Here is a 14,343-nt window from a genome sequence, read left to right on the forward strand (position 1 = left end):
GGAAGGTGAGCGGTCGGCGTTAACGAAGCGTTGGGGAAGCGAGTTCAGTCGCGGCTCTGGCGGCTGTGGAGGATGCGGCCGACGACCACCCGATCCGTTTCCACCCTGTAGATGACGACGAATCCGTCGCGTCCGAACGGGATCACCCATTTCCGCTCCGCCGTATTGATCGATCGACCGGCCTCCGGGAAGACGGCCAGAGTTTCCAAACCAGTCCGGATGACGGTTTCGGCGTGCAGGGCGGCCGAAGGCGACAAGCCGATCAGCCAGTCGATCTGGGCGATCAGGTCCAGATTTGCCCTTTGGCTCAGGACGACCTTCAAGCGGGCTAACGCTTCAGCCGACGGTGCAGCTCGGTGCTGAAGCCGTCCAGAGCTTCGTCCAGATCGACGAAAGGGCCTTCATAATCTTCAGGCGTTGTTTGCTGGGCGGATTCGCCTTGGTCCGGGCTCGCATCTGCCCAAGCCCGGCCCGGTTCGGCCAGTCCTCTGGCCACCGCGAGACGGTCAAGGGACAAGGCCCACGCCTCGAGCGCTATCTCGGCCATACGCTCTGGGGGCACGCCTGCTTCACGCGCCGCCTCGATCAGCTTTCGGAGCGTGTCATCGCTCAGTTTGAGAGTGAGGCTCGCCATGTCGGGCAGTGTCGCACAGCGCCGGGTCGCAAGCCAGAAGGTGCTACCCCGGATTGCAGAAGGGCCGCCTCACGCCTTTTCGACGAAGCTGTCGATGACCTTCTTCTCGCCGGCCTTGTCGAAGGCGACGCGCAGCTTGTTGCCCTCGACGCCCTGGATGCGGCCATAGCCGAATTTCTGGTGGAAGACCCGCTCGCCCCGGCTCCACTGGCCTGAGGGCGCGGCGGTCGCCGGACTCTCGACCCGGCGGGCGACCCCTTCGATGGGCGGGGTGCGTTGGGCCGAGCCTGAGGTCGCCCTCTGCTGGGCGCGCTTCCAGCCGGGGCTGTCATAGCCGCCGCCAAAGGTCGTGCCCTCTGACCAGCGATCCTGGACCTGGCGGGCGCTGGGGGCGGCCCCGTAATAGCCGGTCTCGCTTTCCGGCTGGACGTTCTCTATCGGCAGTTCGTCGACGAAGCGGCTGGGCATCTGGGCGGTCCAGCGGCCATAGACCTGCCGGTTGGCGGCAAAGCTGATCCGGGCGTCGCGGCGGGCGCGGGTCAGGCCGACATAGGCCAGCCGGCGTTCCTCCTCGAGGCCCTTTTCGCCCTTTTCGTCGACGCTGCGCTGGCTGGGGAAGACGCCTTCCTCCCAGCCGGGCAGGAAGACCAGCGGGAACTCCAGCCCCTTGGCGCCGTGCAGGGTCATGATCTGGACGGAGTCGTCGCCCGAGGCCCGCTCCATGTCCATCACCAGGGACACATGCTCCAGATAGGCCTGCAGGGTATCGAAGGCCTGCATGGCCTGGACCAGTTCCTTGAGGTTATCCAGCCGCGTCTGGCCGGTCAGGCGGTCGGCCTTCTGCATGTCGGTATAGCCGCTCTCCTCCAGAATGACTTCGGTCAGCTGGGGGTGGGGGGTGTCGGCGGCGAGGGTGCGCCAGCGGTGCAGGTCGCGCGCAAATCCGGCCAGGGCGGTGCGGGTGCGGGCCTGAAGCTCGTCCGACTCGATCAGCCGGTGGACCGCCGCCATGGCGGAAATGCCCGCCGTGCGCGCGAGGTGCAGGATCTTTTGCACCGAAGTGTCGCCGATGCCGCGCTTGGGCACATTGACGATCCGCTCGAAGGCCAGATCATCGTCCTCGGACTGGATCAGCCGCAGATAGGCGTGGGCGTCGCGGATCTCGGCCCGTTCAAAGAAGCGCGGCCCGCCGATCACCGTATAGGGGATGGCCAGCATGACGAACCGTTCCTCAAACGCCCGCATCTGAAATGATGCGCGAACAAGGACGGCCATGTCCTTGTAGTTCATGCCGGTCTTGCGCGCCGTTTCGATCTCGTCGGCGATCAACCGGGCCTCGGCCTCACCGTCCCAGACGCCGCGCACCCGGACCTTGTCGCCGCCTTCATCCTCGGTCCACAGGGTCTTGCCCAGCCGGTCGCGATTGCCGGCGATCAGGCCCGAGGCGGCGCCCAGAATATTGCCGGTCGAGCGATAATTCCGCTCCAGCCGCACCATCTTCGCGCCCGGAAAGTCCCGCTCGAAGCGCAGGATGTTGTCGACCTCGGCCCCGCGCCAGCCATAGATCGACTGATCGTCATCGCCGACGCAGCAGACATTGCCCGTCGAGGACGTCAGCAACCGCAGCCACAGATACTGGGCGACATTGGTGTCCTGATATTCGTCGACCAGGATGTAGCGGAAGCGTCGGCGGTATTCCTCTGCGATATCCGGATGCTCGGACAGGATCGTAAGATTGTGCAGCAAGAGGTCGCCAAAGTCGCAGGCGTTCAGGGTCTTCAGCCGGTTCTGGTAGGCGGCATAGAGCGACTTGGCCTTGCCGTTGGCGAAATCCTCCGTTCCCGGAAGTTTGGCCGGAGTCCAGCCGCGGTTCTTCCAGTGGTCGACCAGACTGGCCAGGGTGCGGGGCGTCCATCGCTTGGTGTCGATCCCCTCGGCCTCCATCAGCTGTTTCAGCAGCCGCTCCTGATCGTCCGTGTCCAGAATGGTGAAACTGGACCGCAGGCCCACCAGCTCGGCGTGACGGCGCAGGATCTGGGCGGCGATGGAGTGGAAGGTGCCGAGCCAGCGCAGCCCCTCGGCCGAGGGCCCGATCAGGTGGGTGATCCGCTCGCGCATCTCGCGCGCGGCCTTGTTGGTGAAGGTGACGACCAGCAGCTCCCACGGGCGCGCCTTGCCAGTCGCCAGGATGTGCGCCAGCCGCGTCGTCAGCACCCGCGTCTTGCCCGTGCCGGCCCCCGCCAGCACCAGCACCGGCCCCTCGGTCGTCTCCACCGCCTCGCGCTGCTCGGGATTCAAACCCTGCAGATAGTCGGGCAGGGGGGCTGCGGCCCGGGCCAGATCGGAAATACGGGGCGGGAGGGGGAGCGAGTCGGACATGAGCGAAACATAATAGGAACCGGCGCGCGCCAAGGCCACCGCCAAGGCGCACGGGTTTTGACAGACCCTGAGTCGGTGCCCCACACTCTTCCGGTTGTAAATCCGAGGGAGGGCTCATCATGAGCATGGAAGGAACACCGGTACCGCCCCAACAGGACGGCGGCTTTCAAGAACTGATCAAGCGGTTCTGGGGGTTTGACCACCTGATCGGCAGCGCCCTGATCAAGATCATCTACTACATCGGCCTGGTCGTGATCCTGATCACCACGGTGCTCGCCATGTTCGGCGGCGGCATCATGGGCGCGCTGACGGATGGAGGCGGCGGGGGCTTCTTCATGTTCATTCTCGCGCCGATCGGAGGGATCATCTACCTCGTCTTCTGGCGGTTCATCTGTGAGATGTGGCTGCTGATGTTCCTGATGTACAACCGGATGGGCGAGATCCGGGACCGCCTTCCGCCGCGCTGACCGGTCTGCATCGGGAACCTGTGCCGTTCGCCTCCGTTTGTGCCTCAGGCTTAACTGGAGGACTACATGTCGGATCAATCGAACAATACGGGTGGCAACAATGGCGGCGGCGGCGGTAACGCCGGGCTGGCCTTCATCGTCGGCGGTGTCGTCGTCGTTCTGGCCATCATCGCCTATTTCGTCTTTGCAGGCGGCATGGGCACCCAGGACAAGAACGTCGATGTCGACGTGAACCTGCCCGAAGTTTCGGCTCCGGACGTCCCCACGCCCGCCCCGGCGGAATAAGACTATCGGATCGGCCGTTCGCTATCGCCTAACGCAGGCTGTAGCGGACGGTCGTTACCACCCGCACCTTCTTGTCGGGGGACTGGCTTTCGTCGCCGGTCTCATCCCGCGACAGGATCTGGAACGACCCCTGGGTGGCCTCGCGGATCGGGCCCAGCGGCGTGCCCGAGTCCTTGGCGAACTGTTCGGCGCCCGTGCGGGCCGAAGCCGTGGCTTCCGCGATCATTTCCGGGCGCACATCGTTCAGCCGGGTAAAGAGATAGGTCGGCCCGTTGTAGTCCTGGATCACCACCCCCTGCCGGACCAGATCGTTCAGCGACCGCGTGGTCGTCTGCACCCGTGCCACATCCGTCGTGCGCACGATCACCGTCTGCGCCAGGATGAACCGCGGCCCGTTGTTCTGGCCGCCGTATTCGCGCGACTGCATGTCGGTGACCTCCAGCCGCCCCAGCGTGATGGCATCCGCCGGATAGCCCTGGGCCGCGAGGAACTGCCGGATCGTTGCCAGGTCGGCGTCGATACGCGCCTGCACCTCGGACAATACCTCGCCGGTCGCTGTAAATCGCACGGGCAGGATGGCCAGATCTGCCACGACGTCCCGTTCTGACAGGCCGCGTACCGTCACGACCCGGTCGCCGACACGGGCGTTGACCACCCCCTGACCGATCAGCGCCCCGGCGCCGATCAGGCCGACAGAAAGCACCCCGGCCACAATGACTGCGGGGACAAGGCGGGGATCGATTTTCATGGGAGCGTCCTGTGAATCTCGCCGCAGAATGCGCTCATGTCCCGGCGAGTCAAACCCTATCGGAAACGGGATTCGCCGGTGTGGATTGCGCCACCCATTCCAGCGCCCGCACGCGGCAGGCCGAGGCCAGGGGCCGGCGTCCCCGCGTGGCGTCGATCTCTTTCAGCAAGCCTGCGAGGCTCATTTCGCGGCGGGAAGCCTCATCGTCCAGCACCGCCCAGAATTCGGGCTCCAGGGCGATCGAGGTGGCATGGCCGGCCAGCAGCACCGACTTCTTCTTCAGCATGGCCCCTCCTGATCGGGCGTGACGTCCGGACGGGCCGAGGGTATGCTAAAGCAACCGTCCTGTCCGGAACCCGCCATGACCGATCTTGTCACACATATCCCCGGGATCGACAGCTTCAATCCGGTCCGGGCCGAGCGTCTTCGCCCCCTGACCGCGTTCCGGGCCTTCCGGCGGCTGGTGCGCGACAAGGAAGACACCACCCAGGTGTTCGAGATCATGAAGGCCCTCAACGGTCGCTCGACCACGCGCGGCTATCAAAAGCTGCTGCGCACCTTCGAGGGCGGGCGTCAGGCCTATCTGCGCGAGGAACTGGCGCACAAGCTGGACGACGCCGTCTGGCTGGGCCGCTTTCCGGAGGAGTCGGTCGGGGCCGCCTATCGCGCGTTCCGGGACGCGCGCGGCTTTACCGCCGAGGGGCTGGCCGACGAGGCGCGCAAGGCCACCCCGCTGATCGACGCCGAACATCCGACGGTCTGGTATTCGCGTCGCCTGCGCGACGTGCACGACATCTGGCATGTGTTGACCGGGTTCGAGACCGACGCTCTCGGAGAGGCCTGTGTGGTCGCCTTTTCCTACGGTCAGACGGGTAGCCTGGGCTTCGCCTTCATCGGCTGGGGGGCGGCGCGGGAAATCCAGCGCGAGAACCGCAGCGTCCCGGCCCGCCGGGCGGTCTGGCAGGCCTGGCAGATGGGACGGCGGGCCAAATGGCTGCCGGGTCTGGACTATGAGGCCCTGTTTGCCCGCCCGCTGGACGAGGCTCGACAGCGTCTCGGCATCGGCACGCCGGACATCTATCTGTCGGTTCCTGCCGAGGTGCGCCAGTCGCTGAAGCTGCGCGGCTAGGCGCCGTCGCGCCTAGCCGCGGCCCGGATGTCGACACGGCGGTTCTGCATCGGACTGGCGGCGGTTTCCGGACCTGCCTCGGGCTCGCCCGCTGCGATGATCGCAATGCGGTCCGCCGCAATGCCCTTGTCGACCAGATAGGCCCGCACCGCTTCGGCGCGTTCGCGCGCCAGCCGCTCATTCGTCTCCGGATCGCCACTGGCGTCGGTGCGACCGGTCAGCGTCAGGTGCCAATGGCCGTCCGTCAGTGCCTTGCCCTCGATCAGGGCATCCAGCATGGCGCGGGCCTCATCCGTCAGGCTCGTCTCGCCCAGTCCGAACAGGACCCTGGCCTCAACGGGGTCGGGCAGGGGCGCAGGCGGGGCGGCCTCGGACTCGGCCAACACCTCGGGGCGCATGATCGAGGCGCCTTCAGGCGGCGCGTCAGCCTCAACGCGGGGTGCGGGCGGCTCTGCCGACTCCGGTGCCGGCTCGGGTCGGTCCTGACAGGCCGATACGATCAGCCCGGCACCCAGCAGGGCGGGATAGAGGGCTCTCATGTGCCTGACGGCGAAGGAAGCGGGATCATGCCTTCGTCTCCTTTCGGGGGCGGTGTCTTCTTGGCGCGGGCCAGAGCCGGCTCGCGCGGCGGGGCGTAGGATACCACGGTGTCGCCGGGCTGGGGTTTGGGCCGCGAGGCGTGGCTGAAGAAGTGCAGCTTGCCCCCGTCGCGCACCAGCACCAGCAGGTCCGCCTCGGCCGGCAGGTCGGCCCGCGCATCGTCCAGACCGTATTTGTCGGTCAGCCGGGTCTTGCGGAAGTCCCAGCCCGCCCGTTCGCGCCGCGCGATTTCCTCGACCCCCAGACCCGAGGCGAACAGGGTCCGGCCGCGCAGGGTCGGGGGCAGGGCGCGCGGATTGTCGTCCGAAGTGTCGCCCAGCTGGAACACCGCATGACGCCCGACCTCGGGGGCCAGTTCGTTGCAGACCAGAGCGTTGTAGGCCTCATTGTCCGTGGTCGCGACCAGGGCCTGGAATTCGCTCATGTCGACATGATCCTCGGTCACCTCGGACAGGATCTCGCCGTGGAAGACCGGCATGCCGCGCTGCCGGGCGGTGGCCAGACGCTGCCAGCTGGTGTCGGCGATCAGCACCGGGATGTTCAGCGACTTGAGCAGCTCCGCCAGCGACAGGCTCCACTGCGTCGTGCCGACGATCAGCACGCCCTTGTCGCCGGATCCGGTGACCTTGAGCCAGCGGGCGGCCAGCCGGGCGGTGAAGCTGTGCGCGAGGATGGTGGCGATCACCACGGCGAACGACAGGGTGACCAGGGTGCCGCCGTCGGCATAGCCCAGCTCGCCCAGCTTCAGCGCGAACAGGCCACTGATGGCCACCGCGACGATCCCGCGCGGGGCGATCCAGCCGATGAACAGCTGCTCGCGCATCGGGACCCGGCTGAAGGCAAGGCTGAGCAGGACGGTGGCCGGACGAACCAGAAACAGCAGCACCAGCAGGAAGGCCAGGAAGCGCCACTCGAACTGGCGCAGCACCTCCAGATTGAGCGAGGCCGACAGCATCACGAACACGCCGGACACCAGCAGAACGGTGATGTTCTCCTTGAAGTGCATGAAGTCGCGGAAGCTCGCCAGCTTCATATTGGCGAGCGCCACGCCCATGACGGTAACGGTCAGCAGGCCGGATTCTTCCTGGATCATATTGGCGCCGACGAACACGCCGATGACGGTGATCAGCAGCACGGGGGACTTCAGGAATTCGGGTACATAGCCGCGGGGGAAGGCCCAGGCGACGATCCGGGCCGCGCCCCAGCCGATCAGCCCGGCGACGGCTGCGGCCAGCAGCAGCGACAGGACCACGCCGACGACGGTATCGCCCTCGCCGGCACGGTGCAGCACCTCATAGGTCAGCACGGCGCACAGCGCGCCCAGCGGATCGTTGACGATGGCTTCCCACTTCAGGATGGCGCGCGGCCGCTGGGCCAGATTGGTCTGGCGCAACAGGGGCAGGATCACGGTCGGGCCGGTGACCACCAGGATGCCGGCGAACAGGATGGACACCGGCCAGATCAGCCCGGCGACATAATAACAGGCCAGCGCCCCGAGAACCCAGGCGATCGGCACGCCCAGAAACACCAGCCGGTGAACCGCGCCCTCGGCGTGGCGCAGTTCCCGGAAGTTCAGGTTGAGGCCGCCCTCGAACAGGATGATGGCGACGGCCAGGGCGATGATCGGCTCCAGCAGGGGACCGAAGACCTCCTCGGGACGGATGAAGCCCGTGACGGGCCCGCCGATGATTCCGGCCAGCAGCATGAGGGCGATGGCGGGCCACCCCGTCTTCCAGGCAACCCACTGCGCGCCGATCCCCAGCACGCCGATCGCCGCCAGCACCAGTGCCTGATGTTCCATTGTCCCCCGCTCTGAGGCGTCGCGTTCGGGTCTCTAACGGCCCAGACCCCCAAGCGTTGCAGGAAAAGTCCGCGGCTGAAACCGGATGGAACCGGATGTGACCGCCAGACACCGGGCAGCGCTCGCAATGGCGGGCGATTCGGCGCAAGTGTCCGGGCCATCTCCCGCGTCCATGGTTCTAGCCCGTGCCTGCTCCGTCTGCCGTTCCTGCTGCCACCCGCTGGCTGATCGCGGGCATTGTCGTGTGCGCCCTCATCTGGGGCACCACCTGGTATGCGATCACCCTGCAGCTGGGATCGGTCGCGCCGACCGTCTCGATCGTGTGGCGCTTCGGTCTGGCGGCGCTGGCCCTGTTCGTCTTCTGCCTGGCCACCCGGCGTCCCGTACGGCTGAACCGGGTCCAGCATCTGGCGGCGCTGGGGCAGGGGGCCTTCGTCTTCGCCATCTCCTATGGCTTCGTCTACGCCTCGGAAGAGCGGGTGCCGTCGGCCGTGGTCGCGGTGATCTTCGCCGGTCTGGCCTTCATCAATCTGGTGCTGTTCCGCGTCATCGCCGGGCAAAAGGCGTCGCGTCTGGCCTGGGGCGGGGCGGCGTTGGGGCTGGTCGGGGTGGCGGTCCTGTCAGGCTCGGAGATCCTGGGCAGCGAAATGACGAGCGCCGCGGGCCTCGGCGTCGGCATGGCGGCTCTGGCGGTGCTCAGCTCGGCCTTCGGCAACTATTTTGCCTGGAAGGGACAGGTCGCGGGCTCGGCCGTCATGCCAGCAACCGCCTGGGCCATGGCCTATGGCACGGCGATGCTGGCAATCTTTGGGGTGACGCAGGGGGTCGAGTGGCGGATCGAGCCGACCGTCAGCTACATCGGCTCACTGCTCTATCTGTCGCTGCTGGGGTCAGTCGTGGCCTTCGTCATCTATTTCACCATCGCCCGCAGCCGGGGCTATGCGCTGGCCAGCTATATCTCGGCCCTGACCCCGCCGATCGCCATGCTGGTGTCGGTACTGTTCGAGGGGGCCAGCTTCGGTCTGACGGCGCTGTTCGGCCTCGCCCTCGTGCTGGCCGGCCAGGTGCTGCTGATCCGCGCGCCGAAGGTCAGCTAGCCCCAAGCCTAGCGACGGTCGTCGTCGTGCTCGTCATCCGGCGCGGGTTTGCCCTCGCGCGCGGCCTTGCGCTTCGCCTCCAGCCGCAAGGCGACCAGCAGCGGGATCAGGCCGCGGCGGACGCGCTTGTCCTTGCGGGGGTCAGTCATGGTCGTCCTCCCGTTTGTGGCCCTCGATATGCCGGTCCGCGCGCTCGCGTTCGCTCTTCCGGGCGTCACGGTCTGCCCGGGTGCGGCCGTGCAGGACCCGGTTCGTCTCCGCGACAGCCTTTGCTGCGGACTTCTGACGGGCTTTTCGCGCACGATTCAGATTGATGATCTCGGCCATGGGCTGAGCCTACTCCAGGATGTCAGGAAATTCACTCGGCCCCGACCCCGTGCGCCCCTATGATCGGCGCATGGACCTCATTCGACTTATTCTCAATGTTCTCTGGCTGATCTTCGGCGGCCTGATCTCGGCCATCGGCTGGTTCGTTGGCGGGGCGCTGCTGGCGCTCACCATCGTCGGCCTGCCCTGGACGTTCGCCGCCTGGCGCATCGGCGCCTATACACTGTGGCCGTTCGGGCGTGAGGTCGTGTGGCGCGATCCCGACGCGACCGACATCGGCGCAGGCCCGGTCGGCGTGGTCCTGAACGTCATCTGGTTCATCTTCGCCGGCTGGTACATTGCGCTGAGCCACCTGATCGCGGCCTTCTTCGAGGCCATCACCATCATCGGCATCCCGTTCGCTCTCAAGGATCTGGAGCTGGCCAAGCTGGCCCTCGCCCCGGTCGGCCGTACCATCCGCGACAAGCCCTGACGCGCTTTCCAGCGCTACCGTATGCAACGGCTTTCCGAGCCTTCCCGTTGATGGATTACATCCAACAGACAGGGAGAATCACCATGCTGGAAGCCATCAAGGAACACATGGACGTCATCGGGTCCGACGGGGGCCGTATCGGCCGCGTCGACCACGTCAAGGGGAACCAGATCGAGCTGGCCAAGCTGGATCTCGACACCGGGTTCAAGCACCGGATGATCCCCATGGACTGGGTGACCCGTGTCGATGAGCACGTCCACCTGAACCTCACCGAGGACGAGGCCAAGGCCCGCTGGACCGACAAGCAATAGGTCGTCCAGTCACAGCGATTGATGAGGGCCCCGCTTTCACAGGCGGGGCCTTCTGCCTATCTGAAGACAAATCAACCCGGGAACACGTCATGACCGAAGTCATCTACAAGATCGTCCAGCACGACGGCGGCTGGGCCTATCAGGTCGGAGAGACCTATTCCGAGACCTTCCCTGACCACGACACGGCGCTGAAGGCGGCCCGCACCGCCGCCGCCGAACAGCAGGTCGGCGGCCAGACCCGCACCATCAGCTGGGAGGACTCCTCCGGCCAGTGGCACCGCGAGGTATCGGAAGGCGGCGACCGCCCCGAAACGACCGTCGTCGACTAGGCCGGCGTCGTGGCTCAGCCCGGGGCGATCATCGTCTCGGGCCGCACGATGGCGTCGAAGTCCTCGCCCGGGATGCCGAGGGCGATGGCTTCCTCGCGCAGCGTCGTGCCGTTCCTGTGCGCGGTCTTGGCCACTTTGGCGGCCAGGTCGTAGCCGTACTTTTCCTTGAGCGGCGTCACCAGCATCAGCGAGTTCTTCAGGCCGCGCTCGATGTTGTCGAGGCGCGGCTCGATGCCGACCACGCAGTTCTCGGTGAAGCTGACCGCCGCATCCGCCAGCAGCCGCACCGACTGCAGGAAGTTGTAGGCCATCATCGGATTGTAGACGTTCAGCTCGAAATGCCCCTGCGACCCGGCAAAGCCGATCGCGGCATTGTTGCCGTGGATGTGGGCGCACACCTGGGTCAGGGCCTCGCACTGGGTCGGATTGACCTTGCCCGGCATGATCGACGAGCCCGGCTCGTTCTCCGGCAGGGCCAGCTCGCCCAGGCCCGAGCGCGGGCCCGAGCCGAGGAAGCGGATGTCGTTGGCGATCTTGAAGCACGACATGGCGACCGTGTTGATCGCGCCGTGGGTCATGACCATGGCGTCGTGCGCGGCCAGGGCCTCGAACTTGTTGGGCGCCGAGGTGAAGGGCAGGCCGGTGATCTGGGCGATCTTGTCGGCGACGCCTTCGGCGAATCCGACCGGGGCCGACAGGCCGGTGCCGACGGCCGTGCCGCCCTGCGCCAGCTGCATCAGGTCGGGCAGGGTCGACTGGATCCGCTCGATGCCCTTGGCGATCTGCTGGGTATAGCCGCTGAACTCCTGGCCCAGGGTGATGGGGGTGGCGTCCTGGGTGTGGGTGCGGCCGATCTTGATGATGTCCTTCCACGCCTGCGCCTTGTCGTTCAGGGCGTTGTGCAGGGTCTGCAGGGCCGGCAGCAGGCGGTGCACGACCTCCTCGGCACAGGCGATATGCATGGCCGTCGGATAGGTGTCGTTCGACGACTGGCTCATGTTCACATGGTCGTTCGGGTGAACCGGCGCCTTGGAGCCCATCTCGCCGCCCAGCATTTCGATGGCGCGGTTACTGATCACCTCATTGGCGTTCATGTTCGACTGGGTGCCCGAACCGGTCTGCCACACGACCAGGGGGAAGTGGTCGTTCAGCTTGCCCTCAATCACCTCATCGGCGGCCTTGAGGATGGCCTGGCCCAGTTTCGGGTCCAGCTTGCCCAGCGCCATATTGGTCTCGGCGGCGGCCTTCTTGACGATGCCCAGCGCGCGCACGACCGGCAGGGGCTGCGTCTCCCAGCCGATCTTGAAATTGCCCAGGCTGCGCTGCGCCTGCGCGCCCCAGTAGCGGCTGGCGGGCACATCGATCGGGCCAAAGGTATCGGTTTCGACGCGGGGCTTCTGGGTATCGGACATGAGCGGCTTTCCGGGTGCGGGGATCAGGGGCTTGGCGCAGGAATGGGCGCGGGTGTAGCACGAAGTGTCAGGGGGGCAAGCGGCCCCGGGGGCGGGAGCTCAGGATGCGATATTTGGCGATGATCACCCTTGCCGCGGCGGCCCTCGCAGGCTGCGCAACCGAGGCCACCGTGCCCGGCGAGCCGGTGCGGGGCGATGTGGTCACCGAGCGGGGCGTGATCACGCTGGAGCTGGCGACGGACAAGGCGCCGCTGACGGTCTGCAACTTCCTGTCCTATGTGACCGATGGCCACTACGAGGGGGGCAGCTTCTTCCGCACCGTCGTCGCCGCGACCAATGACAATCCGAACCCGATCAGCGTCATCCAGGGCGCCACGCCGCGCGGTTCGGATGACGACCTGAACCCGCCGGTTGCGCTGGAGCGAACGCGCGACACCGGCCTCAGCCATATGGCCGGAACCATCTCCATGGCGCGCGACGGTCCCGACACGGCCACCTCCAGCTTCTTCATCGTGGTCGAGGACGCGCCCAGCCTCGACTATGGCGGCGCGCGCAATCCGGACGGGCAGGGTTTTGCCGCCTTCGGCCGGGTGACTGCCGGCATGGATGTGGTTCAGGAGATCCACCGCAGCCCGGCCGACGCCGAGGAACAGCTGACGCCGCCGGTTAAAATCCTGGCCGCGACCGTGGTGGGCGAGGTGCCCGCCCCCTGTCGTCCATGAGCGCCGACTGGATCGGGATCGGCAAGGTCCGGGCGCGCGAGGCGGGGCAGGGGGTCGAGATCACCATCGACGGCCTGACCACCCAGGCCAAATACTACAAGCCGCTGGTCTATGAGTTCATGCGCAAGGAATGGCGCGGCGCCCGCCCGTCATGGGGCGACCACGTCGTCGAGATCGACATGGAGCATGTGGGCGAGCCCCCGCACATGGACCTCGACAATCTGGCCAAGGCCCTCCTGGACGCCATCAAGGGCTATCTATTCCACGACGATGCCCAGGTCGCCCGCCTGCTGGTCCAACGCCACGAGGGCGAGCGCGAGCGCATCACGATCCGGGTCTTTCCGCGGTCAGATCAGGCGTCGGGCCCGATCGGCGGATAGCGTTCGAACGCCGGGATCTGGTCCAGCGTCGCCATCCAGCCGATGCGCTCGGCCGTCTGGATCTGGGCCTGGATCGGCAAGGCGTCGGGGTCATCCAGCGTGGCCCCCTGGATATCGGTCATGCCCGGGAAGATGACCTCATTCGTGTAGAACAGACCCGTTCCGCAGGTGACACAGAAGGACCGCCGTCCATGCTCGGACGAGGCGTACGTCCGGGTTTCGCCCGTGATCGTCAGGCTGTCGGTTGGCACCAGACACCAGCTGACCGCCGGCGCGCCCGCCGATTTCCTGCAGTCGATACAGTGGCACAGCGCATGATGTTCAACCTTGCCATCGGTTTTGTAGCGCACGGCGCTACAGTGGCAGCCCCCCTCGAGCATGTCGTCCTCCCCGGCTCAATGTTCCGCAAACGTTCCACACTCCACGGCGCAGGGCAAGCGGGGAGAACCGCCTCAGCGGCGGAAGGCGTAGGTGGTGCTGAGCAGCGGTGCGATGTCGACGCCGACCACGGTCTGCGGCTCCGAGGCCGGGCGCAGCCCTTCTTCCCGCTCGCGACGCTGGACGCACAGGGCGGCCTGATCCGCCAGTGCGAGGAAGTTCGGCGAGGTCGGCAGGCTCTCGAGGATACAGCCGTCGAAATAGGGGTAGGTCGCATCTTCGGAACAGCCGAATGAAGACCGGTCCCGCCGCGCGGCGCTCATGATCATGCGGTTCGGGGCCGCCAGCCGCTCTGTGAACACGCCGGAGAAACAGGCCGAGACGATCACCACAGTCGGTCGTGTGCCGCACCAGCCGTCGATCCGCCGGGCCATCTCATCCGGGCTCATCAGACGGTTCGGCCCGAACACGATCCCGCGCGGCGACCCGTGCGAGGTGAAATACAGGAAGCAGCCGCGCGTCGCCTGTTCGGCATTCTGTCCGATCGCCTCCAGCGCCTGATCGGCCGAGGTCGGATCGGGCACATCGGGGCGCAGGGAAAAGTCGACCATGTCGGCCCGTGCAAAGCCGACGTCCTGGAACCCCGCCACCAGATCGCGACGCGCATTGTCAAAGGCCTCGATCGGCGTGCCCCGGCTGGTGGTCCAGTCCGCCGCCACGATCGAGGCGGCCCAGCCGTCGAATGCGCCCTCAGGTGTCTGACTGCTCGAGGTCGTGGCACAGGCCGCCAGTGACAGTCCGGCGATGAGTGTAAGGACGGCACGACGGATCATGATGCAGCTCCCCAGCCCGATCAGCGTTATCCGCCATTG

Annotated in this window: 21 protein-coding genes; 9 read left to right on the forward strand and 12 right to left on the reverse strand. The window is 66.6% G+C overall.

What is annotated here, in order from left to right; genetic code table 11:
• Positions 1-44 precede the first annotated feature (44 nt).
• The 3 genes from V7672_RS04290 to V7672_RS04300 form a co-directional block, all read right to left on the reverse strand.
• Positions 45-323: a type II toxin-antitoxin system RelE/ParE family toxin gene (locus V7672_RS04290; RefSeq protein WP_335623459.1), complete on the reverse strand. Its 279-nt coding sequence runs from the start codon at positions 321-323 to the stop codon at positions 45-47.
• Between the two features lie 5 nt (positions 324-328).
• The gene (locus V7672_RS04295) at positions 329-634 is read right to left on the reverse strand and encodes a hypothetical protein (protein WP_335623460.1); all 306 of its coding nucleotides are present in this window, start codon (positions 632-634) and stop codon (positions 329-331) included.
• Between the two features lie 69 nt (positions 635-703).
• Complete coding sequence (locus V7672_RS04300) at positions 704-3,013, reverse strand: ATP-dependent helicase (protein ID WP_335623461.1); 2,310 nt, start codon at positions 3,011-3,013, stop codon at positions 704-706.
• Between the two features lie 119 nt (positions 3,014-3,132).
• Here V7672_RS04300 and V7672_RS04305 point away from each other — a divergent pair, with 119 nt between their 5' ends.
• Both V7672_RS04305 and V7672_RS04310 read left to right on the forward strand, forming a co-directional pair.
• Complete coding sequence (locus V7672_RS04305) at positions 3,133-3,480, forward strand: DUF4282 domain-containing protein (RefSeq protein WP_335623462.1); 348 nt, start codon at positions 3,133-3,135, stop codon at positions 3,478-3,480.
• Between the two features lie 66 nt (positions 3,481-3,546).
• Positions 3,547-3,765 carry a hypothetical protein gene (locus V7672_RS04310; protein ID WP_335623463.1) on the forward strand — a complete coding sequence of 73 codons (219 nt, stop codon included), beginning with the start codon at positions 3,547-3,549 and terminating at the stop codon, positions 3,763-3,765.
• A 28-nt stretch (positions 3,766-3,793) separates the two neighbouring features.
• On the opposite strand, the gene V7672_RS04315 is transcribed toward V7672_RS04310, so the two are convergent.
• On the reverse strand, positions 3,794-4,513 hold the full coding sequence (locus tag V7672_RS04315) for an SIMPL domain-containing protein (protein WP_335623464.1): 720 nt from the start codon (positions 4,511-4,513) through the stop codon (positions 3,794-3,796).
• A 49-nt stretch (positions 4,514-4,562) separates the two neighbouring features.
• A complete protein-coding gene (locus V7672_RS04320; RefSeq protein ID WP_335623465.1) occupies positions 4,563-4,799 on the reverse strand; it encodes a ribbon-helix-helix domain-containing protein in 237 nt (78 codons plus the stop codon).
• 75 nt (positions 4,800-4,874) lie between these two features.
• Here V7672_RS04320 and V7672_RS04325 point away from each other — a divergent pair, with 75 nt between their 5' ends.
• Entirely contained in the window at positions 4,875-5,642 is a 768-nt protein-coding gene (locus V7672_RS04325) for a Coq4 family protein (RefSeq protein ID WP_335623466.1), read from the forward strand.
• Here the strand turns inward: V7672_RS04325 and V7672_RS04330 are convergent.
• Together V7672_RS04330 and V7672_RS04335 are read right to left on the reverse strand one after the other, a co-directional pair.
• Positions 5,639-6,181, reverse strand: a complete 543-nt coding sequence (locus tag V7672_RS04330) for an OmpA family protein (protein WP_335623467.1) — start codon at positions 6,179-6,181, stop codon at positions 5,639-5,641. The two genes, V7672_RS04325 and V7672_RS04330, sit on opposite strands and share 4 nt — an antisense overlap.
• Positions 6,178-8,043: a cation:proton antiporter gene (locus V7672_RS04335; protein WP_335623468.1), complete on the reverse strand. Its 1,866-nt coding sequence runs from the start codon at positions 8,041-8,043 to the stop codon at positions 6,178-6,180. Before V7672_RS04335 ends, V7672_RS04330 begins: the two co-directional genes overlap by 4 nt.
• Positions 8,044-8,228: 185 nt before the next feature.
• Between V7672_RS04335 and V7672_RS04340 the strand changes: the two genes are divergently transcribed.
• Positions 8,229-9,140: a DMT family transporter gene (locus tag V7672_RS04340; protein WP_335623469.1), complete on the forward strand. Its 912-nt coding sequence runs from the start codon at positions 8,229-8,231 to the stop codon at positions 9,138-9,140.
• Positions 9,141-9,148: 8 nt separating this feature from the next.
• Here V7672_RS04340 and V7672_RS04345 read toward each other — a convergent pair whose 3' ends face one another.
• On the reverse strand, positions 9,149-9,289 hold the full coding sequence (locus V7672_RS04345; protein WP_335623470.1) for a hypothetical protein: 141 nt from the start codon (positions 9,287-9,289) through the stop codon (positions 9,149-9,151).
• Positions 9,282-9,467, reverse strand: a complete 186-nt coding sequence (locus V7672_RS04350) for a DUF4169 family protein (protein WP_335623472.1) — start codon at positions 9,465-9,467, stop codon at positions 9,282-9,284. The genes V7672_RS04345 and V7672_RS04350 overlap by 8 nt, the downstream gene beginning before the upstream one ends.
• Before the next feature lie 70 nt (positions 9,468-9,537).
• Here V7672_RS04350 and V7672_RS04355 point away from each other — a divergent pair, with 70 nt between their 5' ends.
• The 3 genes from V7672_RS04355 to V7672_RS04365 all read left to right on the forward strand — a co-directional run bounded on the left by V7672_RS04355 (position 9,538) and on the right by V7672_RS04365 (position 10,579).
• Positions 9,538-9,939, forward strand: a complete 402-nt coding sequence (locus V7672_RS04355) for a YccF domain-containing protein (RefSeq protein ID WP_335623473.1) — start codon at positions 9,538-9,540, stop codon at positions 9,937-9,939.
• A gap of 83 nt (positions 9,940-10,022) precedes the next feature.
• Complete coding sequence (locus V7672_RS04360; protein ID WP_335623474.1) at positions 10,023-10,250, forward strand: DUF2171 domain-containing protein; 228 nt, start codon at positions 10,023-10,025, stop codon at positions 10,248-10,250.
• Positions 10,251-10,339: 89 nt separating this feature from the next.
• On the forward strand, positions 10,340-10,579 hold the full coding sequence (locus V7672_RS04365; RefSeq protein WP_335623475.1) for a DUF2188 domain-containing protein: 240 nt from the start codon (positions 10,340-10,342) through the stop codon (positions 10,577-10,579).
• 14 nt (positions 10,580-10,593) lie between these two features.
• Here the strand turns inward: V7672_RS04365 and fumC are convergent, their stop codons facing one another.
• The gene (fumC, locus tag V7672_RS04370) at positions 10,594-11,991 is read right to left on the reverse strand and encodes a class II fumarate hydratase (RefSeq protein WP_335623476.1); all 1,398 of its coding nucleotides are present in this window, start codon (positions 11,989-11,991) and stop codon (positions 10,594-10,596) included.
• Between the two features lie 119 nt (positions 11,992-12,110).
• On the opposite strand from fumC, the gene V7672_RS04375 reads away from it, so the two are divergent.
• Both V7672_RS04375 and V7672_RS04380 read left to right on the forward strand, forming a co-directional pair.
• Positions 12,111-12,713, forward strand: a complete 603-nt coding sequence (locus V7672_RS04375) for a peptidylprolyl isomerase (RefSeq protein WP_335623477.1) — start codon at positions 12,111-12,113, stop codon at positions 12,711-12,713.
• Positions 12,710-13,093, forward strand: coding sequence for a RusA family crossover junction endodeoxyribonuclease (locus V7672_RS04380; RefSeq protein ID WP_335623478.1), 384 nt, complete (start codon positions 12,710-12,712; stop codon positions 13,091-13,093). Before V7672_RS04375 ends, V7672_RS04380 begins: the two co-directional genes overlap by 4 nt.
• Here the strand turns inward: V7672_RS04380 and V7672_RS04385 are convergent.
• Together V7672_RS04385 and V7672_RS04390 are read right to left on the reverse strand one after the other, a co-directional pair.
• Entirely contained in the window at positions 13,066-13,473 is a 408-nt protein-coding gene (locus tag V7672_RS04385; protein WP_335623479.1) for a GFA family protein, read from the reverse strand. The genes V7672_RS04380 and V7672_RS04385 overlap by 28 nt on opposite strands.
• A gap of 72 nt (positions 13,474-13,545) precedes the next feature.
• A complete protein-coding gene (locus tag V7672_RS04390) occupies positions 13,546-14,304 on the reverse strand; it encodes a C13 family peptidase (protein ID WP_335623480.1) in 759 nt (252 codons plus the stop codon).
• Between the last annotated feature and the right edge of the window lie 39 nt (positions 14,305-14,343).

Source organism: Brevundimonas sp. (assembly GCF_036963785.1).
Taxonomy (GTDB): Bacteria; Pseudomonadota; Alphaproteobacteria; order Caulobacterales; family Caulobacteraceae; genus Brevundimonas.

Excerpts from the sequence above, each read along its gene's own strand:
- V7672_RS04295 (WP_335623460.1), bottom strand. The coding sequence starts at position 634 with ATGGCGAGCCTCACTCTCAAACTGAGCGATGACACGCTCCGAAAGCTG.
- V7672_RS04330 (WP_335623467.1), bottom strand. The coding sequence starts at position 6,181 with ATGAGAGCCCTCTATCCCGCCCTGCTGGGTGCCGGGCTGATCGTATCG.
- V7672_RS04350 (WP_335623472.1), bottom strand. The coding sequence starts at position 9,467 with ATGGCCGAGATCATCAATCTGAATCGTGCGCGAAAAGCCCGTCAGAAG.
- V7672_RS04310 (WP_335623463.1), top strand. The coding sequence starts at position 3,547 with ATGTCGGATCAATCGAACAATACGGGTGGCAACAATGGCGGCGGCGGC.
- V7672_RS04315 (WP_335623464.1), bottom strand. The coding sequence starts at position 4,513 with ATGAAAATCGATCCCCGCCTTGTCCCCGCAGTCATTGTGGCCGGGGTG.
- V7672_RS04365 (WP_335623475.1), top strand. The coding sequence starts at position 10,340 with ATGACCGAAGTCATCTACAAGATCGTCCAGCACGACGGCGGCTGGGCC.
- V7672_RS04335 (WP_335623468.1), bottom strand. The coding sequence starts at position 8,043 with ATGGAACATCAGGCACTGGTGCTGGCGGCGATCGGCGTGCTGGGGATC.
- fumC (WP_335623476.1), bottom strand. The coding sequence starts at position 11,991 with ATGTCCGATACCCAGAAGCCCCGCGTCGAAACCGATACCTTTGGCCCG.
- V7672_RS04325 (WP_335623466.1), top strand. The coding sequence starts at position 4,875 with ATGACCGATCTTGTCACACATATCCCCGGGATCGACAGCTTCAATCCG.
- V7672_RS04345 (WP_335623470.1), bottom strand. The coding sequence starts at position 9,289 with ATGACTGACCCCCGCAAGGACAAGCGCGTCCGCCGCGGCCTGATCCCG.
- V7672_RS04380 (WP_335623478.1), top strand. The coding sequence starts at position 12,710 with ATGAGCGCCGACTGGATCGGGATCGGCAAGGTCCGGGCGCGCGAGGCG.
- V7672_RS04390 (WP_335623480.1), bottom strand. The coding sequence starts at position 14,304 with ATGATCCGTCGTGCCGTCCTTACACTCATCGCCGGACTGTCACTGGCG.
- V7672_RS04300 (WP_335623461.1), bottom strand. The coding sequence starts at position 3,013 with ATGTCCGACTCGCTCCCCCTCCCGCCCCGTATTTCCGATCTGGCCCGG.
- V7672_RS04360 (WP_335623474.1), top strand. The coding sequence starts at position 10,023 with ATGCTGGAAGCCATCAAGGAACACATGGACGTCATCGGGTCCGACGGG.
- V7672_RS04375 (WP_335623477.1), top strand. The coding sequence starts at position 12,111 with ATGATCACCCTTGCCGCGGCGGCCCTCGCAGGCTGCGCAACCGAGGCC.
- V7672_RS04320 (WP_335623465.1), bottom strand. The coding sequence starts at position 4,799 with ATGCTGAAGAAGAAGTCGGTGCTGCTGGCCGGCCATGCCACCTCGATC.
- V7672_RS04355 (WP_335623473.1), top strand. The coding sequence starts at position 9,538 with ATGGACCTCATTCGACTTATTCTCAATGTTCTCTGGCTGATCTTCGGC.
- V7672_RS04385 (WP_335623479.1), bottom strand. The coding sequence starts at position 13,473 with ATGCTCGAGGGGGGCTGCCACTGTAGCGCCGTGCGCTACAAAACCGAT.
- V7672_RS04305 (WP_335623462.1), top strand. The coding sequence starts at position 3,133 with ATGAGCATGGAAGGAACACCGGTACCGCCCCAACAGGACGGCGGCTTT.